The sequence below is a fragment of the Enterobacter sp. LM3 genome (assembly GCF_046622475.1).
Classification (GTDB): domain Bacteria; phylum Pseudomonadota; class Gammaproteobacteria; order Enterobacterales; family Enterobacteriaceae; genus Enterobacter; species Enterobacter cloacae_P.
This window is the reverse complement of the sequence record NZ_JBJURN010000003.1, coordinates 22372-47000: the sequence shown is the minus strand read 5'-3', so window position 1 is coordinate 47000 and position 24629 is coordinate 22372. Positions and strand designations below refer to the sequence as shown.

Here is a 24629-nt window from a genome sequence, read left to right as displayed (position 1 = left end):
CGGGGTATTTTTTGTTGTCAGGTAATAATGTTGTGGTGCTGATTCACAAGCTCGTCATAGCTGGTCTGAACGTTATCCAGAGTGACCAGGGTTGTGTTGGCGTAGGTGCTTCCCGCACCGTCGCGGTCGATGGAAATCACGGTATTACTTCCGCTGGTCGTGACGTGCAGGTAGTTACCGAGCGTTGAAGACTGACCGTTCCAGCCGACCAGCAGATCGCTGATGTCGATCTTATCGCCCTGCGAGACGGAGAAGTTCGTCCAGTGATCTCCCGTGCCATTACCGCCCGTAGCGGCTCCCACAGTGGTATCGAGCACGTGATAAATCAGCGTGTCGCCATAGACGCTTCCCGTCAGGGTGTCGTTATGGTTGGTGCTGATCATCTGCGGCGACAGGTTGATGGTCAGCGAAGCGCTGTCCGTTTGCCCGTTGGCTGCGGTGAGGGTGTAGTTAAAGACCTCCTTGCTGGTCATGGTCGCGAGCGAAATACCGCTGTTAAGCGTGTAGGTGTAACTACCGTCGACGCCAACAGAGAGGGTGCCGTAATGTCCCACAACGGTTGCTGTGGCGTTGCTGGTGGTATACGGGTCGAGCGTACTGACATGGCCGTCATAACCGGTGATGCTCAGGCGCGTATCCACCGACGCCAGCTGATCCAGCGCCCCTTGTGAGTCTGTCCCGTCGAAGATGTTGCCGATGACGGAATGGCCTGAGGTGGTTTCGTCGTTATTCAGGAACACTGAGGTACCCGTGACGCTCGGGGTGATCGTGATACCACCGATGCTCAGTGGCCCGGCCGTACCGGTGAAGCTCAGGGTGTAGGTACCGGCATCCAGATCCAGACTGCTCAGGTTGATGGTGGTAGAGCCTCCGGTAAACGAGTCAGAAATGATGGGGGTGGATGCACCCTGCAGGGTGATAGACCAGCTCACGGCCAGCCCACCCAGCGGCAGCAGGGAAGAGATATTAAAATGCAGCACGATGTCGTGCAGGGCGGTGTTCTGATCGACGATAAAGGTTCCGCTGCCGGTTCCGCTGGTGGATTTCAACAGGGCCGTCGTCCAGTTGGTGCTCCCGACGGACGTATCGCTCCAGGCCACGGTATGTTGCGCGGTGTCGAACGTCATCACCTTGCTGACATCGTTGATGGCATCCAGCGCGTGTGGCGTTGGGGTGATGTTGAGCGAGGCGCTGTCCTTATGGCCAGTTGAATCCGTGAGGGTATACACGAAGGTATCCGGCGTGCTGATTTTATCCGCCCCGACGCCGCTGTTCAGGGTATAGGTGTAGTTCCCCTGTGCGTCGATCGACAGTGTGCCGTACAACCCCTGAATGGTGGTCAGACCGGAGACGTTGACGTGTACGCCGTTCACATCGGTGACGGTGGCGGTGACGCTGGTCGGCAGAATGTCATCGGCCATGACGTTACCGGTAGTGCTACCGCCAGTACTGGAGACGGCGTAAACGTGATCCTCAAGCACGTTCAGGGTGTAGCCGGTCAGGGCGGTGATGCCGGATGCCGTGTTGAGCAGGAACAGATACTGACCCGCCGGGAGATCCACGGTCAGCTTCCCGGAGGTTCCCCCCAGCAGCGGCGCAGTCAGCCAGCTTTTTTCATACCGGTATTGCTGGTAGGTCTGGGTCGCGGTATTGAATTTGTAGACGTAAAGGTCGAACACTGAGCCAATGGCCACGCCACCCACGCTCGCCTGCAGCGTCATGGTGCGGGTGGTACCCTGATCGACGTTATAGATGATTGGATTGCTGAGGTCGCTCAGTACATCAAGCGTCAGCACATTTCCCAGACCGATACCCACCACGGTAAAGCCACCCTGCGACGATGTACCGTTGTCGACAGCATGAACACTGGTATCGAAGGTAAAGGTCGAAGAGTCATCCACGGCGATGGCGTGGGTGTTTTGCACACTGCTGCCCAGCGTGATCACCAGCTGGGCACTGGCCGTTACGCCGTTGTGCATAATGGTATAGGTGAAGTTCTCCGTACGACCATAGGCGGTCGCGCTGGTGGTGGTTAGCGTGTAGGTGTAACTCCCGTCGGCGCTAATGGTGAGATCGCCATACTGCCCGTGAACCACGGTGCTGCCCGTTGCGTTGATGGCCGTCGCCTGACCCAGAGCATTGGTCACCTGCGTGAGCAGCGTGCCGGCTGGTGCATTATCGCTGCCTGCACTGGCGTCCACATCGGTGATCACGTTTCCACTGACGTTGAGGTTAGTGCCAACAATAGTGCCCGCGCTGGTCTGGCTGACATCGACATCCAGACTACTGTAAGAGCCGGTTGCCAGCAGGCTGGTGTTGTAGGTCAGCACCCGATACTGACCCTCTGCCAGCCCGGTCAGGTTCAGGGAAACGCCGCTGGCCCCGATGGTTAACAGGTTCAGGGTACTGTTGTTCCCGGTGTCCACCACGGTTGTCCAGACATTGTTGGTCGCATCCCAGTGCTGCACCACAAGCTGCATACTGTTGAGCAAACCGAGCACCACCCCTGTCCCGTAGGCATTGATGGTGATATCCGCTGACGCACCGTTGTCGACGTTGAAGGTCACCTGCGCACTGTTGTTCCCCAGCAGCGAGAGAACGTTGCCCACCGCACCAACCAGCAGGACACCGTAATCACTGTATTGCGCGTCAGTGACGGTGGCTGTGGCGGTGAAGTTCAGCTCATCAACGTTGTTCGCGGCAGAGAGCGGCAGATTGGGTGCCAGCACCTGACCCGGCAGAGACGTATTCCCCGCAGTATCGGTCGCCGTCAGCGTCAACATACCGCCATCAGTCTGTTTGTTAACAAAGGCCAGCGAGTAACTGCCGCTGGCATTGGCCGTTGCGGTGTACGTTGTGCCATCGGGCAGGCGGATCGTCACGGTACTTCCCGCCTCTGCCTGGCCGGTGAGCACGCTGCCATCTGCGTTGAACTGACCCGTAGGGGCATTCGGCGCGGTGGTGTCGACGATCACGGTCATTGCGGCTGAGACAGGACCCGTCCCGGAGCCGTTGGTTGCGGTCGCGGTAAAGGCGTGACTGCCTTCCCCCATCGCTGGCGTGGTGAAGCTCCAGTTGCCGCTGCCATCGGCAAGGGTTGTGCCGATTAATACTCCGTTATTGTAAAGGGTGACGGTGGAACCGGGCTGTGCGGTACCTGCCAGCGTTGGCGTGGTGTCGTCAGTAGTTTGCCCGTTAGACAGCGTGCCTTTCAGGGTGCCGACATCGTCGCTCACGGTGGCAATCACCGGCGCATTTGGCAGGGTGGTAAACGGCGCGGTGATGCTGGCGGAAGCCCCCAGGTTACCGGCTTTATCGGTTGCATATGCGGTCAATGTTTCGCCGTTGGTCTGCGCAGGTGAGAGGGCCACGCTGAAATGACCGCTTCCGTCCACCGTCGCTGTACCGAGCACCGTGCCACCGCTGGTGGTGATGGTGACGGTACTGCCCGCTTCTGCTGTCCCGGTCACAAGGGTTCCCACATTCACGACCGCAAGTGCGCCCGGGGCGAGCGGGGCGACGGTATCGACCACGATGGCGCTGATGGTTGAGGCGGCGCTGGTATTGCCTACCGCATCGGTCGCGGTCACGCTGAAGTTATGTTGTCCGTCACTGAGTGCTCCGGTGGTGAACGTCCAGTTGCCGCTGCCATCGGCAGTGACCTGGCCAATTGGTGTGGCTCCGTCGTAGATACGTACTACGGCGTTGGCTTCAGCCGTACCGTGAAGCTCTGGCGTGTTGTCGTTGGTGGGGACTGAGCTGGTAACTGGACCGGTCAGGGTACCCACATTATCAAGAATGCTGGTGATAGCGGGTGTGTTCGGCGCGGTGGCATCCACCACGATGTTAAACACGCTGGAGTCTGCGCTTGGGTTGCCCACTGCGTCACTGGCGGTGGCCTTCAGGGCATGAGGGCCGTCGCTCAGTGCTGTTGCAGGGGTAAAGCTCCAGCTGCCATTGGTAGCAACCACGCTACCGAGGAGCGTGGTGCCGTCATAAATGCGAACTAACGAACCGGCAACCGCTGTTCCTGACAGCGTTGGCAGATTGTCGTTAGTGGCCTGGCCGTTGGTCAGCGGGCCGGATATTGACCCAACATCATCCACCACCGCGGTGATAACGGGGGGTGCCGGTGGGGTGGTGCTAATTGTCAGCGTGAACGGTGTGGAGGGATCGCTGAGGTTTCCTGCGGCATCACTCGCCCGCACGGTAAAGCTGTGCGTTGTCTCGCTCAGGTTAGACGAGACCTGATACGTCCAGTTACCGCTGGCATTGGCGGTGGTGGTTCCCAGCAATGTGAGACCATCATAAACGTTGATTGTCGCCAGCGGTTCACTGGTGCCTTTCAGCAACGGACTGGTGTCGTCAGTAGATTGACCGTTGCTCAGCGTTCCCTGAACGGTGCCGACATCGTCCACCGCCTGGGTGATAAGCGGCACGGACGGTTTTGTGGTATCGACGACTACCGTGAACGGTGTCGATGCCGGGCCAACGTTGCCTGCTGCATCGGTGGCGGTAAAGGTAAATCCGTGGCTACCTTCGCTCAGTGCTGGCGGCGTATATGTCCAGGCACCCGTGCCATCGGCTGCGATTTGAGTAAGCAGTGTACCGTTATCGTAAACACTGATCAGCGCGTTCGGCTCGGTTGACCCGGTAAAGGATGGCGTGGTGTCATCCGTGGATTGCCCGCTGCTGAGCGGCGTTTGCTTCGTGCCCACATCGTCGGCAACGGAGATAACAAGCGGAGCCACCGGCGCGACCGTATCAACGGTAAACGTGAGCGTCGGGTTGACGAGGCTGCTGTTTCCGGCCGGATCGGTGGCCGAAATCACCAGATTATGCGTACCTTCTGACAGCGCTGTGGCCGGGGTGAATGTCCAGGTGCCACCGGCCGTCACGACGGCGGTGCCTATCTCCGTACCCCCATCGGTAATGTGGATGGTGGTGCCTGCTTCGCCCGTACCACTGAGGGTTGGTTTGCTGTCGTTGGTGGTTCCCCCCGCGCCGATTTGCCCGGTTACCGGGCCAACATCATCCAGCACGCCAGTAACCACCGGGTTAGCCGGTGGGGTTGCATCAACAGTTATGGCAAAGGCTGGCGTGGTTGTTGAAGTATTGCCCGCGTTATCGCTGGCGTAGACGCGCAGGTTATGTACCCCCTCGCCAAGCGGTACTGTGGGTGTAAAGCTCCAGGTTCCGTTCGTGACAATCGCAGTGCCAACGGGTGAGCCATTATCCAGAATATGGATGGTGGTACCGTTAACCCCTGTACCGTTGAGCGTCGGCGTGCTGTCGTTAGTGAGCTGGCCGTTGGTCAGGTTCCCCGAACCGGACGGGAGATCGTCATACACGGTATCCAGCGTTGGCTGTGCCGGTGGTGTGGTGGCAACGGTCACGCTGTAGTCATCCGAAACGACACTTTGATTACCGACGCTATCGGTGGCAACTACCGTGAAATCATGTGTGCCGTCATTCAGCGCTTTTGTCGGTGTAAAGGTCCAGGTACCGCCAGCGCCTGCCGTCACTGTCCCTATCTCAACGCCATTATCGCGAATGGATACGGTACTGCCCGCTTCGGCGTGGCCTGAAAGGGTCGGTGTGGTGTCGTTTGTGGCGGTATTTTTGTCTACGTTTCCGGTCAGCAGTGGGACATCGTCTGTAACGGTATCAATACCAGGCTTCGCGGGCGGGGTGGTATCCACCACCACCACGAACGCTTCAGACGGTACGCTGGGGATGTTAGTGATATCGGTGACGGTAATCGTCAGGCTATGGCTTCCGTCAGAGAGTGTGCCTGGGGTATAGCTCCATTTACCGTCAGCACCGGCGACCACGTCGGCAAGTTTCGTCAGTCCATCATAGATGGTGACGGTGTTATTCGCACCGGCTGTGCCGCTCAGGGTTGGCGTGTTGTCGTTGGTGGTCTGGCCGTTTGTCAGCGGGCCGGTATATGGAGCCACATCATCCGTCACCGCGCCGATCACCGGCGTACCTGGGGTCAAAAGGTTGATGGTGACACTCGCCTGGTCGGAGGAGGCACTGGTGTTCGCCCCCAGCGTGGCGGTGGCGGTAAAACTGTGCGCCAGCGGAGTCAGCGGCACGATGAGCTGGAAACTCCAGTTGGTTTCACCTGGCAGCAGCGTGATGGTCGTCAGGAGTATGCCATCCTGGTAGAGGTTAACCGTACTGCCTGCCTGAGCCGTGCCGCTGATGGTCGGGAGGGGATCGTCAGAGATGCCACCTTTAACGTTCCCCTGAATCAGCCCCACATCATCGAGAATGGCATCAATCACCGGTGGCTGCACGGTACCCGTCACCGTCCAGGACGTCGCGTTACTGGTATTTCCGGCGCTATCTTCGGCGGTGATACTCAGGTTATTTCCTGACGCCTGTGGTGAAGAGAGCGTGACAGTGAAGTGGTTATTAACATCCGCAGTTCCGGTGCCAATCAGCGTGTTGCTGGCATCACGTACTTCCACGGTAGAGCCTGCTTCCGCCGTCCCTGAGAGGATGGTGCCTTGTCCGTTGATGCTCAGCCCGGAAGGCTGATCTGGTGCAACGGTATCCACATTAACGGTGATGGTTGGGCTTTCTGTACTGATGTTGCCTGCCTCATCCTTCGCCGTGGTGCTGAAGGTGTGGTTGCCCTGGCTTAGCGCAGTGGATGGCTGGAAACTCCAGTGACCGGTCGGGTCGACCGTTACGTTGCCCAGCACACTTTTGGTGCCATTGACGTTGTCATACAGGGTGATCACCGCACCGGGTTCACCGGAACCACTTAATACCGGGCGGCCGTCGTTTGTTGAGCCGTTGTTGCTGACCGGGCCGGTGTGGGCATCCACGTTGTCGGTGACCACCGGAGCCGCAGGTGTGGCTGGCGCACTGGTATCAATGATAATGGTTGCAGCCTGCGACGCGGCGCTTTCGTTGCCCGCACCATCTTTGTCCGTGGCTGTAAGACTGATGTCGTAGGTGCCGTTAGGCAGTGGAGGATTAGGCGTCCAGCTCCAGTGACCCGTGCCATCTACCGTTGTGGTACCCAGCGGAGTGCTACCGTTATAAATGGTGATCACATCACCCACATTACCGCTGCCGCTAAGCGTTGGGGTGGTATCCCGCGTGGGTTGTCCTGGAGACAGAATGACGTCCACACCGTCCGGGTTGACGGTGACTACCGGTGTTGACGGGGCTGCTGGGGCAACGGTGTCGACTTCCACGACAAAAGGAGCGGAGGTGGCGGTATTGCCCGCAGCGTTAATGGCAACGGCAGTGATGTTGTGCGTGCCATCGGCTAACGGGATGCCTGGCGTGAAGCTCCAGTGTCCGGAAAGATCGACGGTGGCATTGCCCAGCAGCGTATTACCATCATAAATGGCAATGGTATTGCCTGCAGTGGTTGTGCCCTCCAGCAGAGGCCGGTTGTCATCGGTTGGCTTACCGCTGGTCACCGTGCCCTGAGTGCTGCCAACGTCATCGGTAACCGAATCAATGGTCGGGACCCCAGGTGCGGTGGTGGAGAGATTCACCTGGAAGACAGAGGTCGGGTTGCTATGGTTACCGGCTGCATCCACGGCGACAAACGTCAGGTTGTGTGTGCCGTTGCTCAGCCCGCTGGCAGGCGTCCATGTCCAGACGCCATTCGCGTCGATATTTGCCGTACCAATGACGTTCCCCCCCTCCATGACGTTGAGGGTCGCCCCCGCTTCGCCAGTACCGCTAAAGGTTGGGGTGCTGTCGTTGGTCACCTGGCCGCTGGTGATGGGGCCGGTATTTTCTGCAACATCATCCAGCACATTTTTCAGTACGGGGGTATCGGGGAGGGTGGTATCGACAGTGACATTCCAGGCCGCAGAAATGCTACTTGCCTGACCTTTCCCATCCACCGCCTGTGCGGTAATAACGTTCCCGCCTTCAAACAGTGGTGCGTTTGCCGGGAATGACCAGCTGCCATCTGGCTGGATCACCACCGTGCCTATCAGCGTGTTGTTGCTGTAAAGACTGAGCGTAGTACCCGCTTCACCTTTGCCGTAAATCGTTGGGTGGTTGTCGTTCGTCAGGCCACCGTTGCTGATATTGCCGGTAAAGTCGGCCACATTATCAACAACACCCAGAATTTCAGGTGTTTGCGCCGGCGTGGTGTCGGGCGCGAGTAGGGTTCCTGGCGTGCTGGTATTCCCGGCCTCATCGGTAGCGGTGGCGGAAAGGGTTTCGCCATTGCGCTGGGATGGGGTGAGCGTAACCGTGAAATTACCCTGATCGTTCGTCACCGCCGTGCCGACAACGGTGGTGCCGTTGCTGATGGTGATGGTGCTACCGGCTTCGGCTTTACCGGTCAGCGTACCGCCGTCGGCGGTGATGGCGAGATTGGTTGGTGCGCCCGGTGCGGTGGTATCCGGGGCGATAGCCAGCGCGGGCTGGCTGGTATTGCTCGCGCCGTCGGTGGCCGTCACGTCCAGCACTTCGCCGTTTTTCTGTGGCGTTGAGAGGGTGACATCGAAATGACCGCTGCCATCTGCCTGACCAGTGCCAATGATGGAGCCTTGCTCGTCCTTCACGGTGACGGTACTGCCAGGCTCTGCTTTCCCGGTGACATGATCGCCATCGTGGTTGACCACGACATTTGTTGGAATGGCCGGAGGCGTGGTATCCGGAGCCGTCAGGCTGGCGGGTGGGCTGGTGTTGCTTGCGGCATCGGTGGCGGTCGCTGAAAGGGTTTCACCATTAAGCTGGGCGGGGTGAAGTTGCACCGTGAAATTGCCCTGAGCGTCCGTCACCGCCGTGCCAACAGTGGTCGTGCCGTTGCTGATGATGATGCTGCTACCGGCTTCGGCTTTACCGGTCAGCGTGCTGCCGTCGGCGGTGATGGCAAGATCGGTTGGTGCGCCTGGTGCAGTGGTGTCCGGGGCGATAGCCAGCGCGGGCTGGCTGGTATTGTTCGCACCGTCGGTAGCCGTCACGTCCAGCACTTCACCGTTTTTCTGCGGTGGTGAGAGGGTAACATCGAAATTACCGCTGCCATCTGCCTGACCTGTACCGATGAGGGTGCCTTGCTCATTTTTCACGGTGACGGTACTGCCAGGTTCTGCTTTCCCGGTAACATGATCGCCATCGTGATTGACCGCAACCCCCGTCGGAATGGCCGGAGGTGTGGTATCCGGAGCCGTCAGACTGGCGGGTGGGCTGGTGTTACTTGCGGCATCGGTGGCGGTGGCAGAAAGGGTTTCACCATTCAGCTGGGCAGGGTTGAGCGGTACCGTGAAATTGCCCTGGGCGTCCGTCACCGCCGTACCAACAATGGTGGTGCCGTTGCTGACGATGATAGTACTGCCCGCTTCGGCTTTACCGGTCAGCGCGCCGCCGTCGGGGGTGATGGCGAGATCGGTTGGTGCGCCCGGGGGCGTGTTATCAACAATAAAGTCCAGTGGTCTGGAGATGCCGCTGGTGTTCCCGGCCGGATCGGTTTCCGTGATCGTCAGGGAGTGTGTACCTTCGGTCAGTGTGGAACCGGGGGTAAAATGCCAGTTTCCGTTACTGTCGACGTTGGCTTCGCCAATTTTCACCCCTTGATCGTAGAGGGTGATGGTATCGCCAGGCTCACCTTTTCCGGAAATCTCAGGTGTACCGGTATGGGTATAGTGACCGCTCTGAATTTGTGTCGCCGTCGCACCGTTGCGCTCAGTTGCGTTCAGGAGCGTGGGTGTGTCCGGCGGTGTGGTGTCCACAACCACGGCAAATGAAGAAGAGCCCGGGCCAGTGTTCCCGGCAGCGTCGGTGGCTTGGGTGGTGATGTTATGTGTACCTTCGCTTAAATCTGTCGACGGGGTAAAACTCCATTTGCCGTCACTGCCTGCCGCTACGCTACCGATGGCTGTCCCGTTGTCGTAAACCGTTACCGTTGATCCGGCCTCTGCTGTTCCGCTAAAGGTTGGTCGGGAGTCATCGGTGCTTTGACCACTGGTGAGTGCGCCCTGGACTGTACCGACATTGTCCGTTACGCCGGAAATAGCAGGTGCAACGGGAGCTGTTTTATCCGGGGACGGAGGGTCTGCGGGATCCGCCGGGTCGCTACTTCCGCTGTTGCTATGTCCACTGCCACTGCCACTGCCACTGCCACTGCCACTGCCACTGCCACTGCCACTGCCACTGCCACTGCCACTGCCACTGCCACTGCCACTGCCACTGCCACTGCCACCGCCACCGCCACCGCCACCGCCACCGGCAGCCAGCGCTATGCCTCCGGCTGCCGCAACGCCGCCCAGAACCCAGGGCCAGATTGCACCACCGGTGGTTGATTCACCGCCTGCAGCGGCCAGCAAAACGTCCGTTGAGGCAATGGATTCATAATGCGCGGCTGCTGAAGTGGGGTCTTCAATCCACCACAATGCGCCGTTGTCATCTTCCAGTACCAGCTGACTAAGACCCTGTGCATCCGTGACGTAGAAATTCTTGATGACGATGGTTTCACCAGAATGCAGGGTGAGCACCAGATCGTTGTTATTTCTGGCAAAATGCTGAATATCGGCGCGCTCCAGGTGAAGCTTAACGATAGAGGAATGATTCAGCGAGACCTGAGTCCCTTCCGTGGTCGTTTTCACGCCAGTCAGTTTTGAGATAACAGATATTTGGCTCATGAGGTTACGGCTCCTGGTGGTGATGCTATTTTGATGAGTAACACGATGATGATTTCTTCAGTGCGAACGAAGCCCGCCAGAATAAAAATTGGCTATACGCGTCCGATATCTATTATTTCCTTCAGATAATATTAAGTTGTTTTTTTCTTCTTTATATAAATCCCTTTAATTCGTGGTGTTATTGTTTTTTGTTCGTCTAAAAATGATATAGCTATAAAAATTCAATTACGCAAACCTGATGGAGAGAATAAATATTAATGCAGCAGAGAGGTGGTTTTTTCGTGTGTATGGCTTTTAACGCCAGGCGTGGTGCGGGGTTGAAGGGGGTTGGTTCGTGGCGGAGAGAGGTTAATTTGCGATAGGGAGTATTTTCTGGTGATGTTAATTTAATTTATTTACACGATCATTTATTGCGGCTTAACCTCCATTTAAGCCGCAATAAATGGAGCGTGGTGTATGATATATTATGTTTGCTATTTTATTTTTAGTTTTTTCGTGACGCGTATTAATATAATCACGCTAATAGTGATTCACTTATTATTCATATGCTGAATGCACTATTGAGAACCAATGTGTAGCCACTCTCCCGGGGATGAATGAGCCCGGTGTGCAGAAAAAATGTTCAGGTGATGAATAAAAACGCGCTACTGCGCGTTAACACTATGTACACCTACTGTGCATTCACCCTGGAGCAAAATATGAAAACCTTCGCCACCGTCCGCTATCTGGCCGTTCCGGTGCTGTTATTGTTCCTGCATGCCCCACAAGCGCTGGCTATGGGCAATAATAGTACTAATAGTAAAACGCCTGACTGTCCTTCCGGACAGGTGTATGACAGCACCACCCAGAAATGCGTGCCTGATAAAAGCAGCAGTCTTAGCGATCAGGACAAAACTAACTATGCCTACCATCTTGCTAAGAAAGGGGAGTATCAGGCGGCATTAAACCTTCTCAACACCCTGAAAAATAGCAATACGGCAGAAGCCTGGAATTACCGGGGGTACGCCACCCGCAAACTGGGCCGCACGGATGAAGGGATTGGGTATTATCAGCGCTCTCTTGCCCTGAACCCTAACTATGCCAAAGCGCGTGAGTATCTGGGTGAAGCCTGGATGGTAAAAGGACGCCCCGATCTGGCGAAAGAACAGCTGAACGTTATCGCCGGTATTTGTGGCCAAACCTGTGAGGAATATCGTGACCTGCAGGCTGCCATTAACGGACATCCGGAATCCTGAGTTCAACCGTGAGGGTCGTAAAATCACAACCAGTGACGTTCGCCAGCAGCTTGCCGCACACCTCACGCGCCTTTGGCGCTACGGCCTGGTGTTGTCGCATAATCGTGATACGGCGGAAGAACTTGTCCAGTCAACCTGCGTGCGCGCGCTCGAAAAGAGCGCGCAGTTTACGCCGGGCACGCGCATCGACAGGTGGCTGTTTTCTATTCTCCACTCAATATGGATTTCCGACCTGCGTGCGCGTCGGGTTCGCATGGGGCAGGGATTTGTGGAAAGTGACGATCTGGAGGCTCCAGACACGCGTGACCAGGACGATGACAGCCTGCGTTTTCGGCAAATTATGCTGCGGGTTAATGCGCTACCAGAAGCGCAGCGTAATACCGTGTTTTTAGTCTATGTCGAAGGGTTTACCTATCAGGAGGCGGCAGAAACCTTATCGGTACCCGTCGGCACGATTATGAGCCGGTTAGCCACCGCGCGTGCCACGCTGGCAAGGTCGTTTGACCTGCCGCCCTCTGCACAGGAGAAACGCTCTTGAAACCGATTCGTTTTGCGCCCCCGTATAACGACGATGCCATTGTCACCTGGCTGGATGGCGAGATGGAGAGTGAGGATGCACGTCAGTTTGAACAGTGCCTGCGCGGTGACACGCAACTGTCTGCACGAACCGCCGAATTGATGAAAAGCCATCAGGATTATAAAAGTGCCTTTGCGTCCTGGCTGAACGATGCCCCGCTTGCAAGAATGCAGGCCAGGCTGGAGCAACATCTTGCGGAGCACCCTGAACCACGCGCAAGCGTTAGCCGCCGCGCATTGATTGCCGCTTCGCTGAGTTTTTTGGTCTTAGGAAGCGGTCTGGGATATCTGGTGCGCCCGGCATCAGAAAAACAGGATGAAAACGAGCAGATTCGTGATCTGGAGGCGCAATACATGTCGCTTTACAGTGCTGAAACGCTGGTGGATGTCGACAGTGGGGCCGCGTTACTCCAGAAAGGGTTGACCCGTACGATGCAGGATTTAGGGTTACAGCTCAATGAACAGCAGCTGATGCTGCCAGGTGCAGAGCTGAAAATGGTGCGTATTCTGCGGTATGAACGAACCTCTATTGCGCAGATTGCCTGGCTTCACAATGATTATGGCCCGATGGCGCTGTGCATCTCCGCAACGGAGCAGGGGAAAACCACACCCGTTCAGGCGGAAAAACGGTACAACATGAACATTGCCTGGTGGAACCGTCGGGGTCATCAGTTTGTCCTGATTGGACGTAACCCCGCATCACAACTGCAGGAGACCGCGCAGGCGTTATTGCGCATGATTGGTTGATTCGCGCCCGGGCCGGGCCTGAATATCAATATTGATCGCAATCCGGTCATCGACAACCAGGGCAAAGCGATCCATGTTAAAAGACGCGCGCGAGATAGCCGTAGTGGCATGGAGCGCTAAAAATGCCAGGTTATGCTCTTTGAGCATGACATCCAGAATCACCGGCCGTCGTATCTCTCTCACGTTCAGTGTGCCAAATACCCGAAAATGATCCTTTTGCAGCGTAACCACCCGGTCACTGATAAAGATGATTGTCGGGTAGCGTGCAGCATCAAAAAACATATCGCTTTTGAGTTGCCAGGTGAGCAGACTATTGGATGCCACCAGTGTGGCTACGGGGATCGTGACATGGATCTGGTCGTTGAATTCGTTCGCTGGATCGAGGATGACATCGCCCGTAACCCCTCTGAGCCATGCCTGCGAGAGTATGCCACCGAACGCGTGCCAGGAGAGCACAATTCCTGTTTTTTGCTGGTCAATGGCATAGCGGACAGGGGTTGCATTCACCATCGGGCTAAGCAATATCACAATCAGCAGAGCGATATTACGCATCATCTAAGCATCTCCATCATTCAGGCATTGTATTAACGCCTGACGCAGAGATTTTATTCGCCGCGTAATATCCGAACCGGCCCGTCGGGCCGGTCCAGGGTTCAGACAATGTGAACAATATCAACGGAGATTTCAACGGCCGGGGTGCTACCGCGATTTTCCAGCCAGTGAATCGTGTTGTGATCTTCAGGCCAGCCCACGCCCGGGCCATAGTCTGTTGCAATGCCATTTCGGTGATCGGTAATGGTGCCCTGTAAAATGTAGACAGTGCCGGGACGATCAACATGGTTATGTACCGGGCCAAACACACCACCCGGATCGATAGTGACCTTACGCATACGAAGCTGACGGCCTTCCATCCCGGCAATTTCAGGGCCCAGGTCAATGCTGGCAAGAAGCTCAACGGTGACGCCACGGGTTTCAGGTGCGACCTCCTTAATGTTCATCTGCGTGTACCTCTCTTCAGGGAATGAAGAATATGCGGTCTTCACGCTTTTATTTTAGCGTTTCCGGTTGGTATGGAAGGAGGACAGGGGAGGGAAATAAAAAAGGCCGCTTGCGCGACCTTTCGGAGGGGTTATTCAGTGACTTTCTTTTCCAGCTCAGCGGCACCCTCTTTGGCCTTATTCCAGCCTTTTTCTGCACCGGCTTTGGTTACGTCCCAGCCTTTCTCGGTACCCTCTTTGGTTTTATGCCAGGCTTTCTGGGAATCTTCGCTGACCTTGCTGCCAAAGCTTTCGCTTTTACCTTCTGCGGCATGCTTTTGTTTCAGCTTCAGCTCTTCACCTTTGTTCTGTTCTTCATGCAGCTTTTGCTTCGCCGTGCTGGCGTGCGCGTTCGCCGTGGCGACGGTATCGTCGGTTGCATGTGTGGTCGCCGCAAAAACAGGAGAAGCCAGCAGAACGGCAGATAATGCGATAATTGTTTTTTTCATCATTTATCCTCAATTAACGTTTTCGTGTTATGAGCGTGATTAAGGATGACATGCGAAATGCGCGGGTGGCTTTAGGAATAGACTGTAAGTGAAGCAGAACGCCACACAGCATGATATTTAGTGACTGGAGGATGTCAGGGGCTGTACAAGTATTGTATCTTACCGTCAGTAACAAAAACTCTTTGCTCAGGAATATGTTATGTTTTCTGGATTGCTGAAAATGCTGCCAACATTTCGAAAGGACAATGTCAAAGACACTGAAAGTCCTTTGAACTATGATGACCTGATTTCTCTGGATGCTGAGACATTGGCTGAAGAAGGGATTGCCGGGGCTTATCAACGCTTGCTGCCTGAGTTAAAAAAACATATCCGCAATCCCGCTCAGATTTATGAGTATATTGATTCTGAAATCCCAGAATACAAAGTGTCGTGTAATGGGGAGGAGTTCACTATATATTCTGCAGAAGTCCCTGGTTCTGAAGAGGAAAGTTGGGCAAGAGCAACATATTCTCTCTTCGTTATTGTTAACGCTCAACTTTGTGACTCAGAGATTACGTTTTTTGCTATTGATGCTGACAACAATCTTTCAGGGATGTTTTTAACCGAGCAAGAAGCAATGGCTGCGCGAAATATCATAAAAAGCGAAGTTGACTGGCCTTATATTCCAACGCTCGATGCTCCTTTTTATGGGCAATATCACGAGGGGAAATCTGCGGGTTGTATGTCGCAGTAAGCGGTTGCAGGGACTTCTGGATAACCCGGTGTCGGATGAGTGCCTGATGATGGCTTAAAATGTGGAAGTACTCAAAAAAAGTGCGTGGAAGTAAAACAGGGTGCTTACAATATTATCGACGTAAAAAATGGGAAATTAATCAGGCTGCTGGTCGCTATATTCGCTCGCATGAGGACGTGCAGCGCATCAGCATCCGCAACCGCCTGAATGATTTTATGCAGGTGCACGGCGCGGAGCTGACCGCCGCACTTGCCCCTGAGCTAATGGGCTATAACAACCAGCATCCCGCTGTAAAACACTGCGTGATGCAGTATTCGATGGATTACCTGCGTGAAGCGCTGTCAGTGTGGCTGGCTGCCGGTGGAAAAATAAATTATTCCGCACAGGATAATGACATTTTGACAGCCATCGGGTTCAGGCCTGACGTGGCTTCACGGGATGATAATCGTGAAAAATTCACGCCTGCACAAAACCAGAATTACGTCCGAAAACGCGCTGAACTGGCCGCGCAGTAGCCCGTCAAAAAATCCCCGTAAATCCCGCCATTTTCCCTGAATTAAGCCATGCATGTATAAGGTGCATGGTTTTGCATACGTTTTCATGTCCCTGCCTCCCCCGCCAGCGCCAGTTCTGGCGCGGCCTGAGGTCGCCCATGCACCTGCATTCAAAGCGCCCCATTAAGCGGGCAGGCGGGGCGGGGAGAGTACTGCGCGTGCAGTTTAAGAACTAACTTTTTATTGATTTTTAAAAACCATCAAGTAATTGATTTATGCCGTTACTTTCATCATGGTTGATTTGTTTTAATTCCAACATAGCGCTTTCAAATTTTATTTGAGGCGTATTTTCAAATGACAATAAAGATTCAAATAGTTTTATCTTACTTGCATTGTGTATTTTTGCTAGTGACTCATCTGTCAAATAAAACTTAACCTCGGCTTGTTCTCCAATTTCCATTTTGACATGAAAAGATAGTTGTGTGTCGTGATTTGAGTGTCGCTCTGTCTTATGGAAATAATCAGGGTTTCTTGTGTTTAAAATTTTAAGTATTTCAGATTTTATTGTGCTTTCTCGAGCTATCACAAGCCAATGGTTAGCAACCCCTGTAACGGTTGTAATGATATGGGAACCATTTACAGTTAGCTCGCTAAAAGCTTTTAGATCGCCCTTAAATAAGTTGTTTAATATGTCATTTTCTTTATCTTTATCGAAAAGATAAATTATCGAATCACCGGCTAACAACATTTCGGCTTTGGTCTTGGTATAATCTGTTTTAATCTCGGTTTGCCGATTATTTAATTTCTCATGGGTTTTTATTAGATCCAGAAGCAAACACTTTATTATGCTTGAGCGGAAGGATGAGTAATCTATATCTGCGCAAAGCGAAAATAAGTTTTTATGACTAATGGAATCAGGGCTGTAATATAATTTTGTTAATATCTCTTTTTGGCGTTCTTTAGTATCGCGGCAGATAAACATAGCTGCAAAATATTCCATTAAGGATTTGTGTGACCAGCGAATAATAGCGCCTTCTTTTACAAATAATGGGACGGTTTCGATTAAATCCTGAATAAATAGAGATGGTGAAGCTGATATCCCGGGAGTTTTTGAGATTATATTGTGCAATGTTATTTGCAAATCGTCCTTTGTAAACTCAATTTTACCTCCATCTTTCAAGCACCAAAAACCTAATCTTCTTAAAATTTGATGAAAGTCTGTAGAGTCTAACTTGGAAAATTTTTCTCTTACATAACCAAGTTCTTTAGTAAGGTCGTGAGATTCATATAAAGCATCGAACACTTGACTGTAAAATAACTCTTTCTTTCTAGGAATAATTGGTTTGAATTTATAGGCGCAAAATAATAGTGAAACATAAAGAGGTGTGGCTAGGAATTCATTTAAATTATGACCATTCTCTAGTCGTAGTCCTTTGATTAATTGAGATGAAATCGGCCCACGACCATCATAACGACGTAAAAGATCATAAGCTTGATTAGTTTCTAGCGGTTTGATCTTAAACCTTGAGAAACCATGTAATTCAGATAAAAAATTATCATGGCGTGAGGTGATTATTATTTTGCTATCTGGAAAGTCATTAGCAAAAATGCTAAGTAAGTTTACAGTTTTAGATTTAATTTCTTGAGGGATTTCATCTATGCCGTCGAAAAGATAAATGAAAGGAAGTTTCTTAAGGCAACTATCTGAAACATCCTCACCTAAACCGAGTTGATGTTTCACTTGTAGCGAGAAATCATAATCTTTAGCACGGCGTAATTCAATATATATTGGGATGTATTGTTTACTGGAAATGCAGTCTAAGGCAATTCTTTTTATAATGGTAGATTTGCCCATTCATGCTGAGTCAGTAATTAGTATGTGGTTAAACTGGTCAACTAAATCTGCATTGCTTTTTATTAGGCATGTATATGGTTTTTTTTCATTGTCATGGTAAATACTCATTGGTTCATAAATATCCAAGAGTTCTACAGGAGTGTTCTGAAAAGCTAAGGTGTTAACTAGAGAACATTGGCCTTTTACATTTGACAGAAAGCGTTCTAGACTTTGATTCAGGAAACGCGATGCACGTGTATCCCTGACATAATCACGAACACTACTTTCAATGATAGGTAATATTTTGTTTTTAATAACATCTTTTGCCCATGGAATAGATGCTGAGACTAATAAATCAAGAGATACTGGTTGCATAACATTTTCCTTAAATGGAATGGTTTGAATTTTGGACTTTAAGTCCCCACCAATTCATTAAATCCACTCTAGCATGTAAATATGTTGAACGGTTATAAGCTTTCCTAACTTCGTTTTTATCTGAGTGAGCTAAAGTTGCTTCAATTACATCTGGGTTAAAACCTTCTTCATTCATAGCTGTACTCGCTATTGAACGTAGACCATGTGCAACTAACTTCCCGCCATAACCAATTCGTTTTAAAGCAGCATTTGCTGTCTGGCTATTCATTGGTAGTTTTGGATCGTTCCTACTAGGGAATACATGTTCGCGATGAAAACTTATAGGTTTCATTACCTCTAATATTTCTAATGCCTGTGGTGATAAAGGTACTATATGCTCACGTTTAGCCTTCATCCGTGCTGCTGGAATTTTCCATAGTTTGGCATCAAGATCAATTTCGTCCCATCGAGTGCCGGAGGCCTCAGTCGGGCGCACAAGCGTCAGGAGTTGCCACTCGATTAGGCAACGAGTCGAAACAGAAAGGTTAGACATCACTAGCGAGCGCGTCAGCTTTGGCAGTTCTTCAGGTCGCAACGTCGGCATGTTTTGCTTTTTGGGCTTCTCAAAGGCCATCCCAACACCGGATGCTGGATTGGCATCAATCAAACCAGTGTTTACGGCATAAATCATGATCTCGTTAACGCGCTGCACCAGTCGACGTACAGTCTCAAGCGCCCCACGAGCTTTGATTGGCTCAAGGGCTTCAACCAAAGTTCGGGCTTTGATTTGCTGAACAGGGATCTCACCGATGGCAGGGAATACATCTTTCTCCAGTGAGCGCCATATATCTTTTGCGTAATCAGGTGTAACGCTTTTGCTTTTTAGCTGAAACCAGTTAGCGGTCACCGTCGAAAAAATGCTGTCCAGAGCGATTTGCTGCTGTTCCTCTGCAACTTCAGCTTGAATTTGTGGGTCGATTCCGTTGGCTAATAAGGCAAGGTAATCAGCTCTTAACCCTCGGGCATCAGCAAGCGAAAGGGCGGGGAATGCACCGAGCCCCATCAATGTCCGCTGCTTTGTTACCGGACGTTGATAACGGAAACGCCAGAGATTTTCCCGCTGGTTTTCACTATCAGGAAAAGCCCATCGCCATCATGTAGCGTTAGATCCTTCTCTAACACTTTAGCGTGCAGAACTGCGGTGTTGTCAGGGGGCGTATTGTCCGTGCCACGATGGTCGCTCCTTCAGGAATTGGTATACGCTTTTAGGCATACATCCTACCGTATACCTAAACGTGTACCAATTCTCTCTGGATTCAGGCGGATGTTCTCGGACAACGACAGGCACAAAAAAGCCCGCAGGGCTTGCGCCGTGCGGGCTCTTAGGACTTCATCGGATGACTCTGGTAATCACCGATGGAGAATTTTGGTGGAGCTGGCGGGAGTTGAACCCGCGTCCGAAATTTCTACATCCTCGGTACTACATGCTTAGTTTGTCTTTACATTCGCACGCCAGCTGCGGACAGACACGCCACTAACGTACTAGCCTGATTAGTTTTAACGCTTCAACCCCAGGCAGGGCTTCCACGCGATCTCTTTTGGGTTTGACCTCTCTTTGATCCCCGTCTTAAGAGCGGAAGCTAGGGAGAGAGGGCTCAGAGCAGGTTATTAAGCTGCTAAAGCGTAGTTTTCGTCGTTTGCGACTATTTTTTTGCGGCTTTTAACGAGGCAAACCGCCCCTCGGCATGCACCTTGGGTTTCGCAAATCCCGTCGAATCCAGAATCAGCCCCAATAGTGTTACGCTGAGTATACCAGATTTCACTTCCTGGTTACCAGCCCAGAACGCTAACTTATTGAATAGTACAATAAGTGTGCAGAATCAACGTCCTGCGTTTTTCATGATACGTGCTTTGTCGAGTTGCCACTCGCGCTCTTTCAGGTCGGTACGTTTGTCGTGCTGTTTTTTACCTTTCGCGACGCCGATTTTCACTTTGCACCAGGCGTATTTCCAGTACATAGAGAGCGCAACCACAGTGAAGCCTTCACGGTTAATACGTCCGTAGAGGGATTCCAGCTCACGTTTGTTCAGTAGCAGCTTACGGGTGCGCGTTGGGTCACAAACGTAGTGTGAAGAGGCAACGGTCAGCGGCGTAAAGTTCGCGCCAAACAGGAAGGCTTCGCCGTCTTTCAGGATCACGTAGCTATCGCCGATGTTCGCTTTCCCGGCGCGCAGTGATTTGACTTCCCAGCCCTGCAGCGCAAGGCCTGCTTCGAATTCTTCTTCGATGAAATACTCATGGCGAGCACGCTTGTTGAGCGCAATGGTCGCTGAGCCTGGTTTATGTGCTTTTTTCTTCGTCATAAGTGTCGTAAAGCCGTCGGTAATCTGATTTCAAAAAGTCACCTCATTGCGTCCTGTGAGGTCTAACGCGCTATCTTAGCACGAGATGAGGCTTAGCGTTTTTTTAACAGGTGATAAATGTTATTATTTGTCCGTTGTGTGACCATGGAAAATGCTATGCCTCAGATTAGCCGTACTGCGCTTGTCCCTTACAGCGTGGAACAAATGTATCAGTTAGTGAACGATGTTCAGTCTTATCCGCAGTTTATTCCGGGATGTACCGGTAGCCGGGTACTGGAATCTGGCCCGACGCAGATGACTGCGGCGGTGGATGTCTCCAAAGCGGGGATTAGCAAGACGTTCACCACCCGCAATACGCTGACCGATAATCAGAGTATTTTGATGCATCTGGTGGATGGTCCGTTTAAGACCCTGATGGGAGGCTGGAAGTTTACTCCTCTGAGCGCTGACGCCTGCCGCATCGAATTCCATCTGGATTTTGAGTTTACCAATAAGCTGATTGAACTGGCGTTTGGCCGCATCTTCAAAGAGCTGGCCTCAAACATGGTTCAGGCATTCACGACCCGCGCCAAAGAGGTCTACAGTGTCGCATAAGATTGCTGTGGAAGTGGTGTATGCGCTGCCAGAGAAGCAGTATCTGCAGCGTGTGACTCTGGAAGAAGGGTCGACGGTTGAGTCTGCTATCCGTGCTTCAGGCCTGCTTGAGCTTCGCAGCGATATCGATCTGGCGAAGAATAAAGTTGGGATTTATAGCCGTCCGGTTAAGCTTGCGGATGTACTGAAGGACGGTGACCGGGTTGAGATTTATCGCCCACTGATTGCCGACCCGAAAGAATTGCGTCGTCAGCGTGCGGAGAAATCTGCGCAGTAGCGTTTTTCCCCTCACTTTACCCCTCTCTGTAGGGGCGAGGGGATAAAAAGAAAAACAAAAAAAGGTGCTCATTGAGCACCTTTTTGCATTTCTGACGCCTGATTATTTGGTCAGGGCAGGCTTGTTGTCGATGTTGGTCAACACACCGGCGCTGTTGAAGGTCAGCGTCAGGGTCTGCTGGGTCACGTCTTCGTGGCCTGGCTGCTGACGGAATACATAGAACCAGGTGTTTGTCCCAAACGGATCGGACATCATCGGGGTTCCCAGTGCATAAGCGACCTGCTGTTGTGTCATTCCTCGGCGGATTTTGGACACATCGTTAGGAGTAAGGTAGTTCCCCTGGTTGATGTCAGGACGGTAAACCACTTTCTCCAGAGTGGAACAGCCTGCGGTCAACATCAGAAGAACCGCTGCGGCAGCGGTCAGCGTTTTACAGCGCATAGTGATTTGATTCCTTTTCGGGCCCGAGCAGTACGCGGCTCATATGTAATATGCCGATGATAATAGACCTTGCCCCACTTTGAAACCGGTCTGGCGGCGTTTTTATTGTTCTCTATGACCCTGAGATCCCGAAAAAGTTTATGCCGCCAGTAGTTCTTTCGCGTTAGCAAGGGTGTTGCGGGTGACTTCACTGCCGCCTAGCAGGCGCGCCAGCTCTTGCAGACGCGAACGTTTATCCAGTGGTTTCATATGCGTTTCGGTCATTTCACCATCAGTTTCTTTGCTGACGATAAAGTGGTGGTGACCACAACCTGCAACCTGCGGCAAGTGGGTGACGCACATCACCTGAGTTGATTCACCTAACTGACGTAACAGCTTGCCGACCACCGCCGCCGTCGGGCCGCTGATCCCCACATCGACTTCATCGAAAATCAACGCCGGGGTTTCCATTTTACGAGCAGTGATCACCTGAATCGCCAGGGCTATACGCGACAACTCACCGCCGGATGCCACTTTGGAAATAGGTTGTAGCGGCTGACCAGGGTTCGTGGTGACGCGGAATTCAATGCGATCTGCACCTTCAGCCGTCAGGTGGTTTTCTTCAAAGCGGACATCAATAGTGAATACGCCGTGTGGCATCGCCAGGGTGTGCATACTGTCGGTGATGTGCTGGCCTAATTCTTGCGCATAATGCTGGCGGATATCATGCAGCTGTTTTGCCGTTACGAGTGCCTGCTGATGGTGCAGATTCACCGCCAGGGATAAGGTTTCCAGTGAGTCGGCCTGATCGTCGAGCTGCTGCTGTTCATCAAGCAGAGACTGATAATAGTCCGGTAATTCTTCTGGCGTGACGTGGTGCTTGCGCGCCAGCGAAATCTGTCTGGAGATGCGTTGCTCCAGTTCGAACAGACGGTTGGGATCGAGATCCAGACGTTCACAGTAGTGTCGCAGTTCGTCGCCCGCTTCAGAGATCTGAATGGCGGCCTCTTCCAGCATATCCAGTACACCGGAGAGTTTGCTGTCCATACCGGCCAGTTCAGTGACTAACTGACGCACATTATACAACTGGCTTTGCAGATTCACGTCCTCGCCATCCGCCAGCATGTCCAGCGCATTCTGGCTGGTCGAGAGCAGGTGACCACTGTTGGCCAGACGCTTGTACTCTTCATCAATTTGCTCGAACTCACCCGCCTGTGGGTTGAATTCCTTCAGTTCTTTCAACTGATATTCCAGTAACTCAGCACGTGCAGCACGCTCCTGGCTTTGCTGTTGATGCTGTGCGAGCTCGCGACAGCTCTGGTGCCACTGACGATAGTGCTCCGCCATCAGTTGAGTGAGCGCATACTCACCCGCGTAACCGTCGAGCAGGGCTTTCTGTTGCTCTGGTTTAATCAGCTGCTGATGGGCGTGTTGACCGTGGATCTGGATGAGCAACTGGCCGAGTTCGCGCAGTTGGGAAAGAGGGACGGCTGTACCGTTAATAAAGCCACGAGAGCGGCCGTCGCTGCTGATGACGCGACGAAGTAAACACTCACGTCCGTCTTCTAGCTGGTTCTCTTCCAGCCAGCACAGGGCGGCCGGGGTATCTTTCAGGGAAAAGCGGGCACAGAGATCGGCACGGTTTGCACCGGTGCGCACCATATCACCCTCTGCACGGCCGCCGAGGCACAAGCCGAGGGCATCAATGGCAATGGATTTACCCGCACCGGTTTCCCCGGTGATTGCCGTCATGCCGCTGTGGAAGTCGATCTCAAGCTCACGAACAATGGCAAAGTTGCTGATGGTCAGTTGTGCCAGCATAATTGCTTTCCTGTATGAAAAACCATAACTGTGTTTTCATACAGTATAAACTGGTTTTTTATACAGTAAAGTGCTGGATGCAAAATCAGAACAATTTTTTTGACCAGCCAAGCTTTGAGCTTAATGTGTTGAAATAACTGTAATCTTTTGGGTGAATAAGATTCAGGTGGTAATCGCAGCGGCGAATTAATACATCTTCACCTTCCTGAATAGGCAGTGCGATCTGGCTGTCGCAGCTGATCTCCAGGTCGTTGCGGCGGTGTGAGAAACGCAGGCGAATGGTGCTGCTGCCGTTAATGACCAGCGGGCGGGCAGAGAGCGTATGCGGGAACATTGGCACCAGCGTGATGGCATCCAGTGACGGGGTCAGAATTGGGCCGCCTGCAGAGAGCGAGTAGGCCGTTGAACCTGTTGGCGTGGAGATAATGAGCCCATCAGAACGTTGTGAGAAGGCGAAGATTTCGTCGATGTAGACTTCGAACTCAATCATGTGCGCCACTTTGCCGGGGTGAAGAACCACTTCGTTAATCGCGGTGCTGATGCGCTTCTGACAGTCTTGCTGGCACACCTGGGCTTCAAGCAGAAAACGTTTTTCGCTGATATAGTGACCTTCCAGCACGTCAGCCAGCTGTTGCTGGGCGTTGTCCGGGTCGAGGTCAGTCAGAAAACCGAGGTTGCCGCGGTTGATACCGATGACCTTGATATCATAGCGAGCGAGGGTACGTGCTGCGCCTAGCATATTGCCATCGCCGCCGACCACCACAGCGAGGTCTGCCTGTTGGCCAATTTCCGCCAGCGTGCCGGTTTTGACGCCCTTGAGCTGCAGCTCCTGAGCGATTTGCTGTTCGACCATCACTTCATAGCCTTTGCTACACAGCCAGCGATACAACATTTCATGTGTCGTCAATGCGGTAGGGTGACGCGGATGCCCGACGATCCCAATACACCTGAAATGATTATTCATTTTCTGGAGGTCCTTGTGCCTGATGAATGATGACAATCTGTCTTGTTCCCTTGAATCCCGGAAACTGATCCCCATAATAAGCGAAGTTAGCGAGATGAAT

At 52.7% G+C, this 24629-nt stretch carries 16 protein-coding genes, 1 other RNA gene and 2 pseudogenes; 7 read left to right on the top strand and 12 right to left on the bottom strand.

All coding sequences use genetic code 11. The features are described 5' to 3' along the window. Positions 1–17: 17 nt before the first annotated feature. On the bottom strand, positions 18–10631 hold the full coding sequence (locus ACJ9N4_RS04305) for a BapA/Bap/LapF family large adhesin (protein WP_411500288.1): 10614 nt from the start codon (positions 10629–10631) through the stop codon (positions 18–20). Between the two features lie 698 nt (positions 10632–11329). On the opposite strand from ACJ9N4_RS04305, the gene ACJ9N4_RS04300 reads away from it, so the two are divergent. From ACJ9N4_RS04300 to ACJ9N4_RS04290, 3 genes are read left to right on the top strand one after another with little or no spacing between them, the layout of a single operon-like run. Beyond that, complete coding sequence (locus ACJ9N4_RS04300; protein ID WP_182274563.1) at positions 11330–11866, top strand: tetratricopeptide repeat protein; 537 nt, start codon at positions 11330–11332, stop codon at positions 11864–11866. Beyond that, positions 11826–12404 carry a sigma-70 family RNA polymerase sigma factor gene (locus ACJ9N4_RS04295; RefSeq protein WP_182272376.1) on the top strand — a complete coding sequence of 193 codons (579 nt, stop codon included), beginning with the start codon at positions 11826–11828 and terminating at the stop codon, positions 12402–12404. The genes ACJ9N4_RS04300 and ACJ9N4_RS04295 overlap by 41 nt, the downstream gene beginning before the upstream one ends. Beyond that, the gene (locus ACJ9N4_RS04290) at positions 12401–13189 is read left to right on the top strand and encodes an anti-sigma factor family protein (RefSeq protein ID WP_182918815.1); all 789 of its coding nucleotides are present in this window, start codon (positions 12401–12403) and stop codon (positions 13187–13189) included. The genes ACJ9N4_RS04295 and ACJ9N4_RS04290 overlap by 4 nt, the downstream gene beginning before the upstream one ends. On the opposite strand, the gene ACJ9N4_RS04285 is transcribed toward ACJ9N4_RS04290, so the two are convergent. The 3 genes from ACJ9N4_RS04285 to ACJ9N4_RS04275 form a co-directional block, all read right to left on the bottom strand. Next, positions 13169–13744, bottom strand: coding sequence for a YceI family protein (locus ACJ9N4_RS04285; RefSeq protein ID WP_411500287.1), 576 nt, complete (start codon positions 13742–13744; stop codon positions 13169–13171). The two genes, ACJ9N4_RS04290 and ACJ9N4_RS04285, sit on opposite strands and share 21 nt — an antisense overlap. 98 nt (positions 13745–13842) lie before the next feature. Next, entirely contained in the window at positions 13843–14187 is a 345-nt protein-coding gene (locus ACJ9N4_RS04280) for a cupin domain-containing protein (protein WP_196390406.1), read from the bottom strand. A 131-nt stretch (positions 14188–14318) separates the two neighbouring features. Next, positions 14319–14675: a hypothetical protein gene (locus ACJ9N4_RS04275; RefSeq protein ID WP_182920058.1), complete on the bottom strand. Its 357-nt coding sequence runs from the start codon at positions 14673–14675 to the stop codon at positions 14319–14321. Between the two features lie 199 nt (positions 14676–14874). On the opposite strand from ACJ9N4_RS04275, the gene ACJ9N4_RS04270 reads away from it, so the two are divergent. Both ACJ9N4_RS04270 and ACJ9N4_RS04265 read left to right on the top strand, forming a co-directional pair. After that, positions 14875–15408, top strand: a complete 534-nt coding sequence (locus ACJ9N4_RS04270) for a hypothetical protein (protein WP_411500286.1) — start codon at positions 14875–14877, stop codon at positions 15406–15408. A 122-nt stretch (positions 15409–15530) separates the two neighbouring features. After that, positions 15531–15923 (top strand): annotated as a pseudogene (locus tag ACJ9N4_RS04265) (phage polarity suppression protein); the annotation flags it as partial. Positions 15924–16152: 229 nt separating this feature from the next. Here ACJ9N4_RS04265 and ACJ9N4_RS04260 read toward each other — a convergent pair. The 5 genes and pseudogenes from ACJ9N4_RS04260 to smpB form a co-directional block, all read right to left on the bottom strand. Next, positions 16153–17757 (bottom strand): NACHT domain-containing protein, encoded by a 1605-nt coding sequence (locus ACJ9N4_RS04260; protein WP_411500285.1) that lies wholly within the window; start codon positions 17755–17757, stop codon positions 16153–16155. Further along, a complete protein-coding gene (locus tag ACJ9N4_RS04255; protein WP_411500284.1) occupies positions 17758–18111 on the bottom strand; it encodes a hypothetical protein in 354 nt (117 codons plus the stop codon). 10 nt (positions 18112–18121) lie between these two features. Continuing rightward, positions 18122–19322, bottom strand: a pseudogene (locus ACJ9N4_RS04250) (integrase domain-containing protein). A gap of 195 nt (positions 19323–19517) precedes the next feature. Further along, positions 19518–19881, bottom strand: a transfer-messenger RNA (tmRNA) gene (gene ssrA, locus ACJ9N4_RS04245). Between the two features lie 89 nt (positions 19882–19970). Continuing rightward, positions 19971–20453, bottom strand: coding sequence for an SsrA-binding protein SmpB (gene smpB / locus ACJ9N4_RS04240; protein ID WP_411500283.1), 483 nt, complete (start codon positions 20451–20453; stop codon positions 19971–19973). A 156-nt stretch (positions 20454–20609) separates the two neighbouring features. Between smpB and ACJ9N4_RS04235 the strand changes: the two genes are divergently transcribed. Together ACJ9N4_RS04235 and ACJ9N4_RS04230 are read left to right on the top strand one after the other, a co-directional pair. Next, positions 20610–21047 (top strand): type II toxin-antitoxin system RatA family toxin, encoded by a 438-nt coding sequence (locus ACJ9N4_RS04235; protein WP_196390368.1) that lies wholly within the window; start codon positions 20610–20612, stop codon positions 21045–21047. After that, on the top strand, positions 21037–21324 hold the full coding sequence (locus tag ACJ9N4_RS04230) for an RnfH family protein (RefSeq protein WP_182918807.1): 288 nt from the start codon (positions 21037–21039) through the stop codon (positions 21322–21324). The genes ACJ9N4_RS04235 and ACJ9N4_RS04230 overlap by 11 nt, the downstream gene beginning before the upstream one ends. A 102-nt stretch (positions 21325–21426) precedes the next feature. Here the strand turns inward: ACJ9N4_RS04230 and bamE are convergent, their stop codons facing one another. The 3 genes from bamE to nadK all read right to left on the bottom strand — a co-directional run bounded on the left by bamE (position 21427) and on the right by nadK (position 24529). Next, a complete protein-coding gene (gene bamE / locus ACJ9N4_RS04225) occupies positions 21427–21765 on the bottom strand; it encodes an outer membrane protein assembly factor BamE (protein ID WP_411500282.1) in 339 nt (112 codons plus the stop codon). Between the two features lie 138 nt (positions 21766–21903). After that, complete coding sequence (gene recN, locus ACJ9N4_RS04220) at positions 21904–23565, bottom strand: DNA repair protein RecN (protein ID WP_411500281.1); 1662 nt, start codon at positions 23563–23565, stop codon at positions 21904–21906. Positions 23566–23650: 85 nt separating this feature from the next. Continuing rightward, positions 23651–24529 carry an NAD(+) kinase gene (nadK, locus tag ACJ9N4_RS04215; protein ID WP_182272353.1) on the bottom strand — a complete coding sequence of 293 codons (879 nt, stop codon included), beginning with the start codon at positions 24527–24529 and terminating at the stop codon, positions 23651–23653. Between the last annotated feature and the right edge of the window lie 100 nt (positions 24530–24629).

What these genes read in the sequence shown, in the direction of transcription:
- nadK (WP_182272353.1), bottom strand. Translation starts at nt 24,529, where the DNA reads ATGAATAATCATTTCAGGTGTATTGGGATCGTCGGGCATCCGCGTCAC.
- ACJ9N4_RS04255 (WP_411500284.1), bottom strand. Translation starts at nt 18,111, where the DNA reads ATGCAACCAGTATCTCTTGATTTATTAGTCTCAGCATCTATTCCATGG.
- ACJ9N4_RS04260 (WP_411500285.1), bottom strand. Translation starts at nt 17,757, where the DNA reads ATGGGCAAATCTACCATTATAAAAAGAATTGCCTTAGACTGCATTTCC.
- ACJ9N4_RS04235 (WP_196390368.1), top strand. Translation starts at nt 20,610, where the DNA reads ATGCCTCAGATTAGCCGTACTGCGCTTGTCCCTTACAGCGTGGAACAA.
- ACJ9N4_RS04270 (WP_411500286.1), top strand. Translation starts at nt 14,875, where the DNA reads ATGTTTTCTGGATTGCTGAAAATGCTGCCAACATTTCGAAAGGACAAT.
- smpB (WP_411500283.1), bottom strand. Translation starts at nt 20,453, where the DNA reads ATGACGAAGAAAAAAGCACATAAACCAGGCTCAGCGACCATTGCGCTC.
- ACJ9N4_RS04280 (WP_196390406.1), bottom strand. Translation starts at nt 14,187, where the DNA reads ATGAACATTAAGGAGGTCGCACCTGAAACCCGTGGCGTCACCGTTGAG.
- ACJ9N4_RS04275 (WP_182920058.1), bottom strand. Translation starts at nt 14,675, where the DNA reads ATGAAAAAAACAATTATCGCATTATCTGCCGTTCTGCTGGCTTCTCCT.
- ACJ9N4_RS04305 (WP_411500288.1), bottom strand. Translation starts at nt 10,631, where the DNA reads ATGAGCCAAATATCTGTTATCTCAAAACTGACTGGCGTGAAAACGACC.
- ACJ9N4_RS04285 (WP_411500287.1), bottom strand. Translation starts at nt 13,744, where the DNA reads ATGATGCGTAATATCGCTCTGCTGATTGTGATATTGCTTAGCCCGATG.
- bamE (WP_411500282.1), bottom strand. Translation starts at nt 21,765, where the DNA reads ATGCGCTGTAAAACGCTGACCGCTGCCGCAGCGGTTCTTCTGATGTTG.
- recN (WP_411500281.1), bottom strand. Translation starts at nt 23,565, where the DNA reads ATGCTGGCACAACTGACCATCAGCAACTTTGCCATTGTTCGTGAGCTT.
- ACJ9N4_RS04300 (WP_182274563.1), top strand. Translation starts at nt 11,330, where the DNA reads ATGAAAACCTTCGCCACCGTCCGCTATCTGGCCGTTCCGGTGCTGTTA.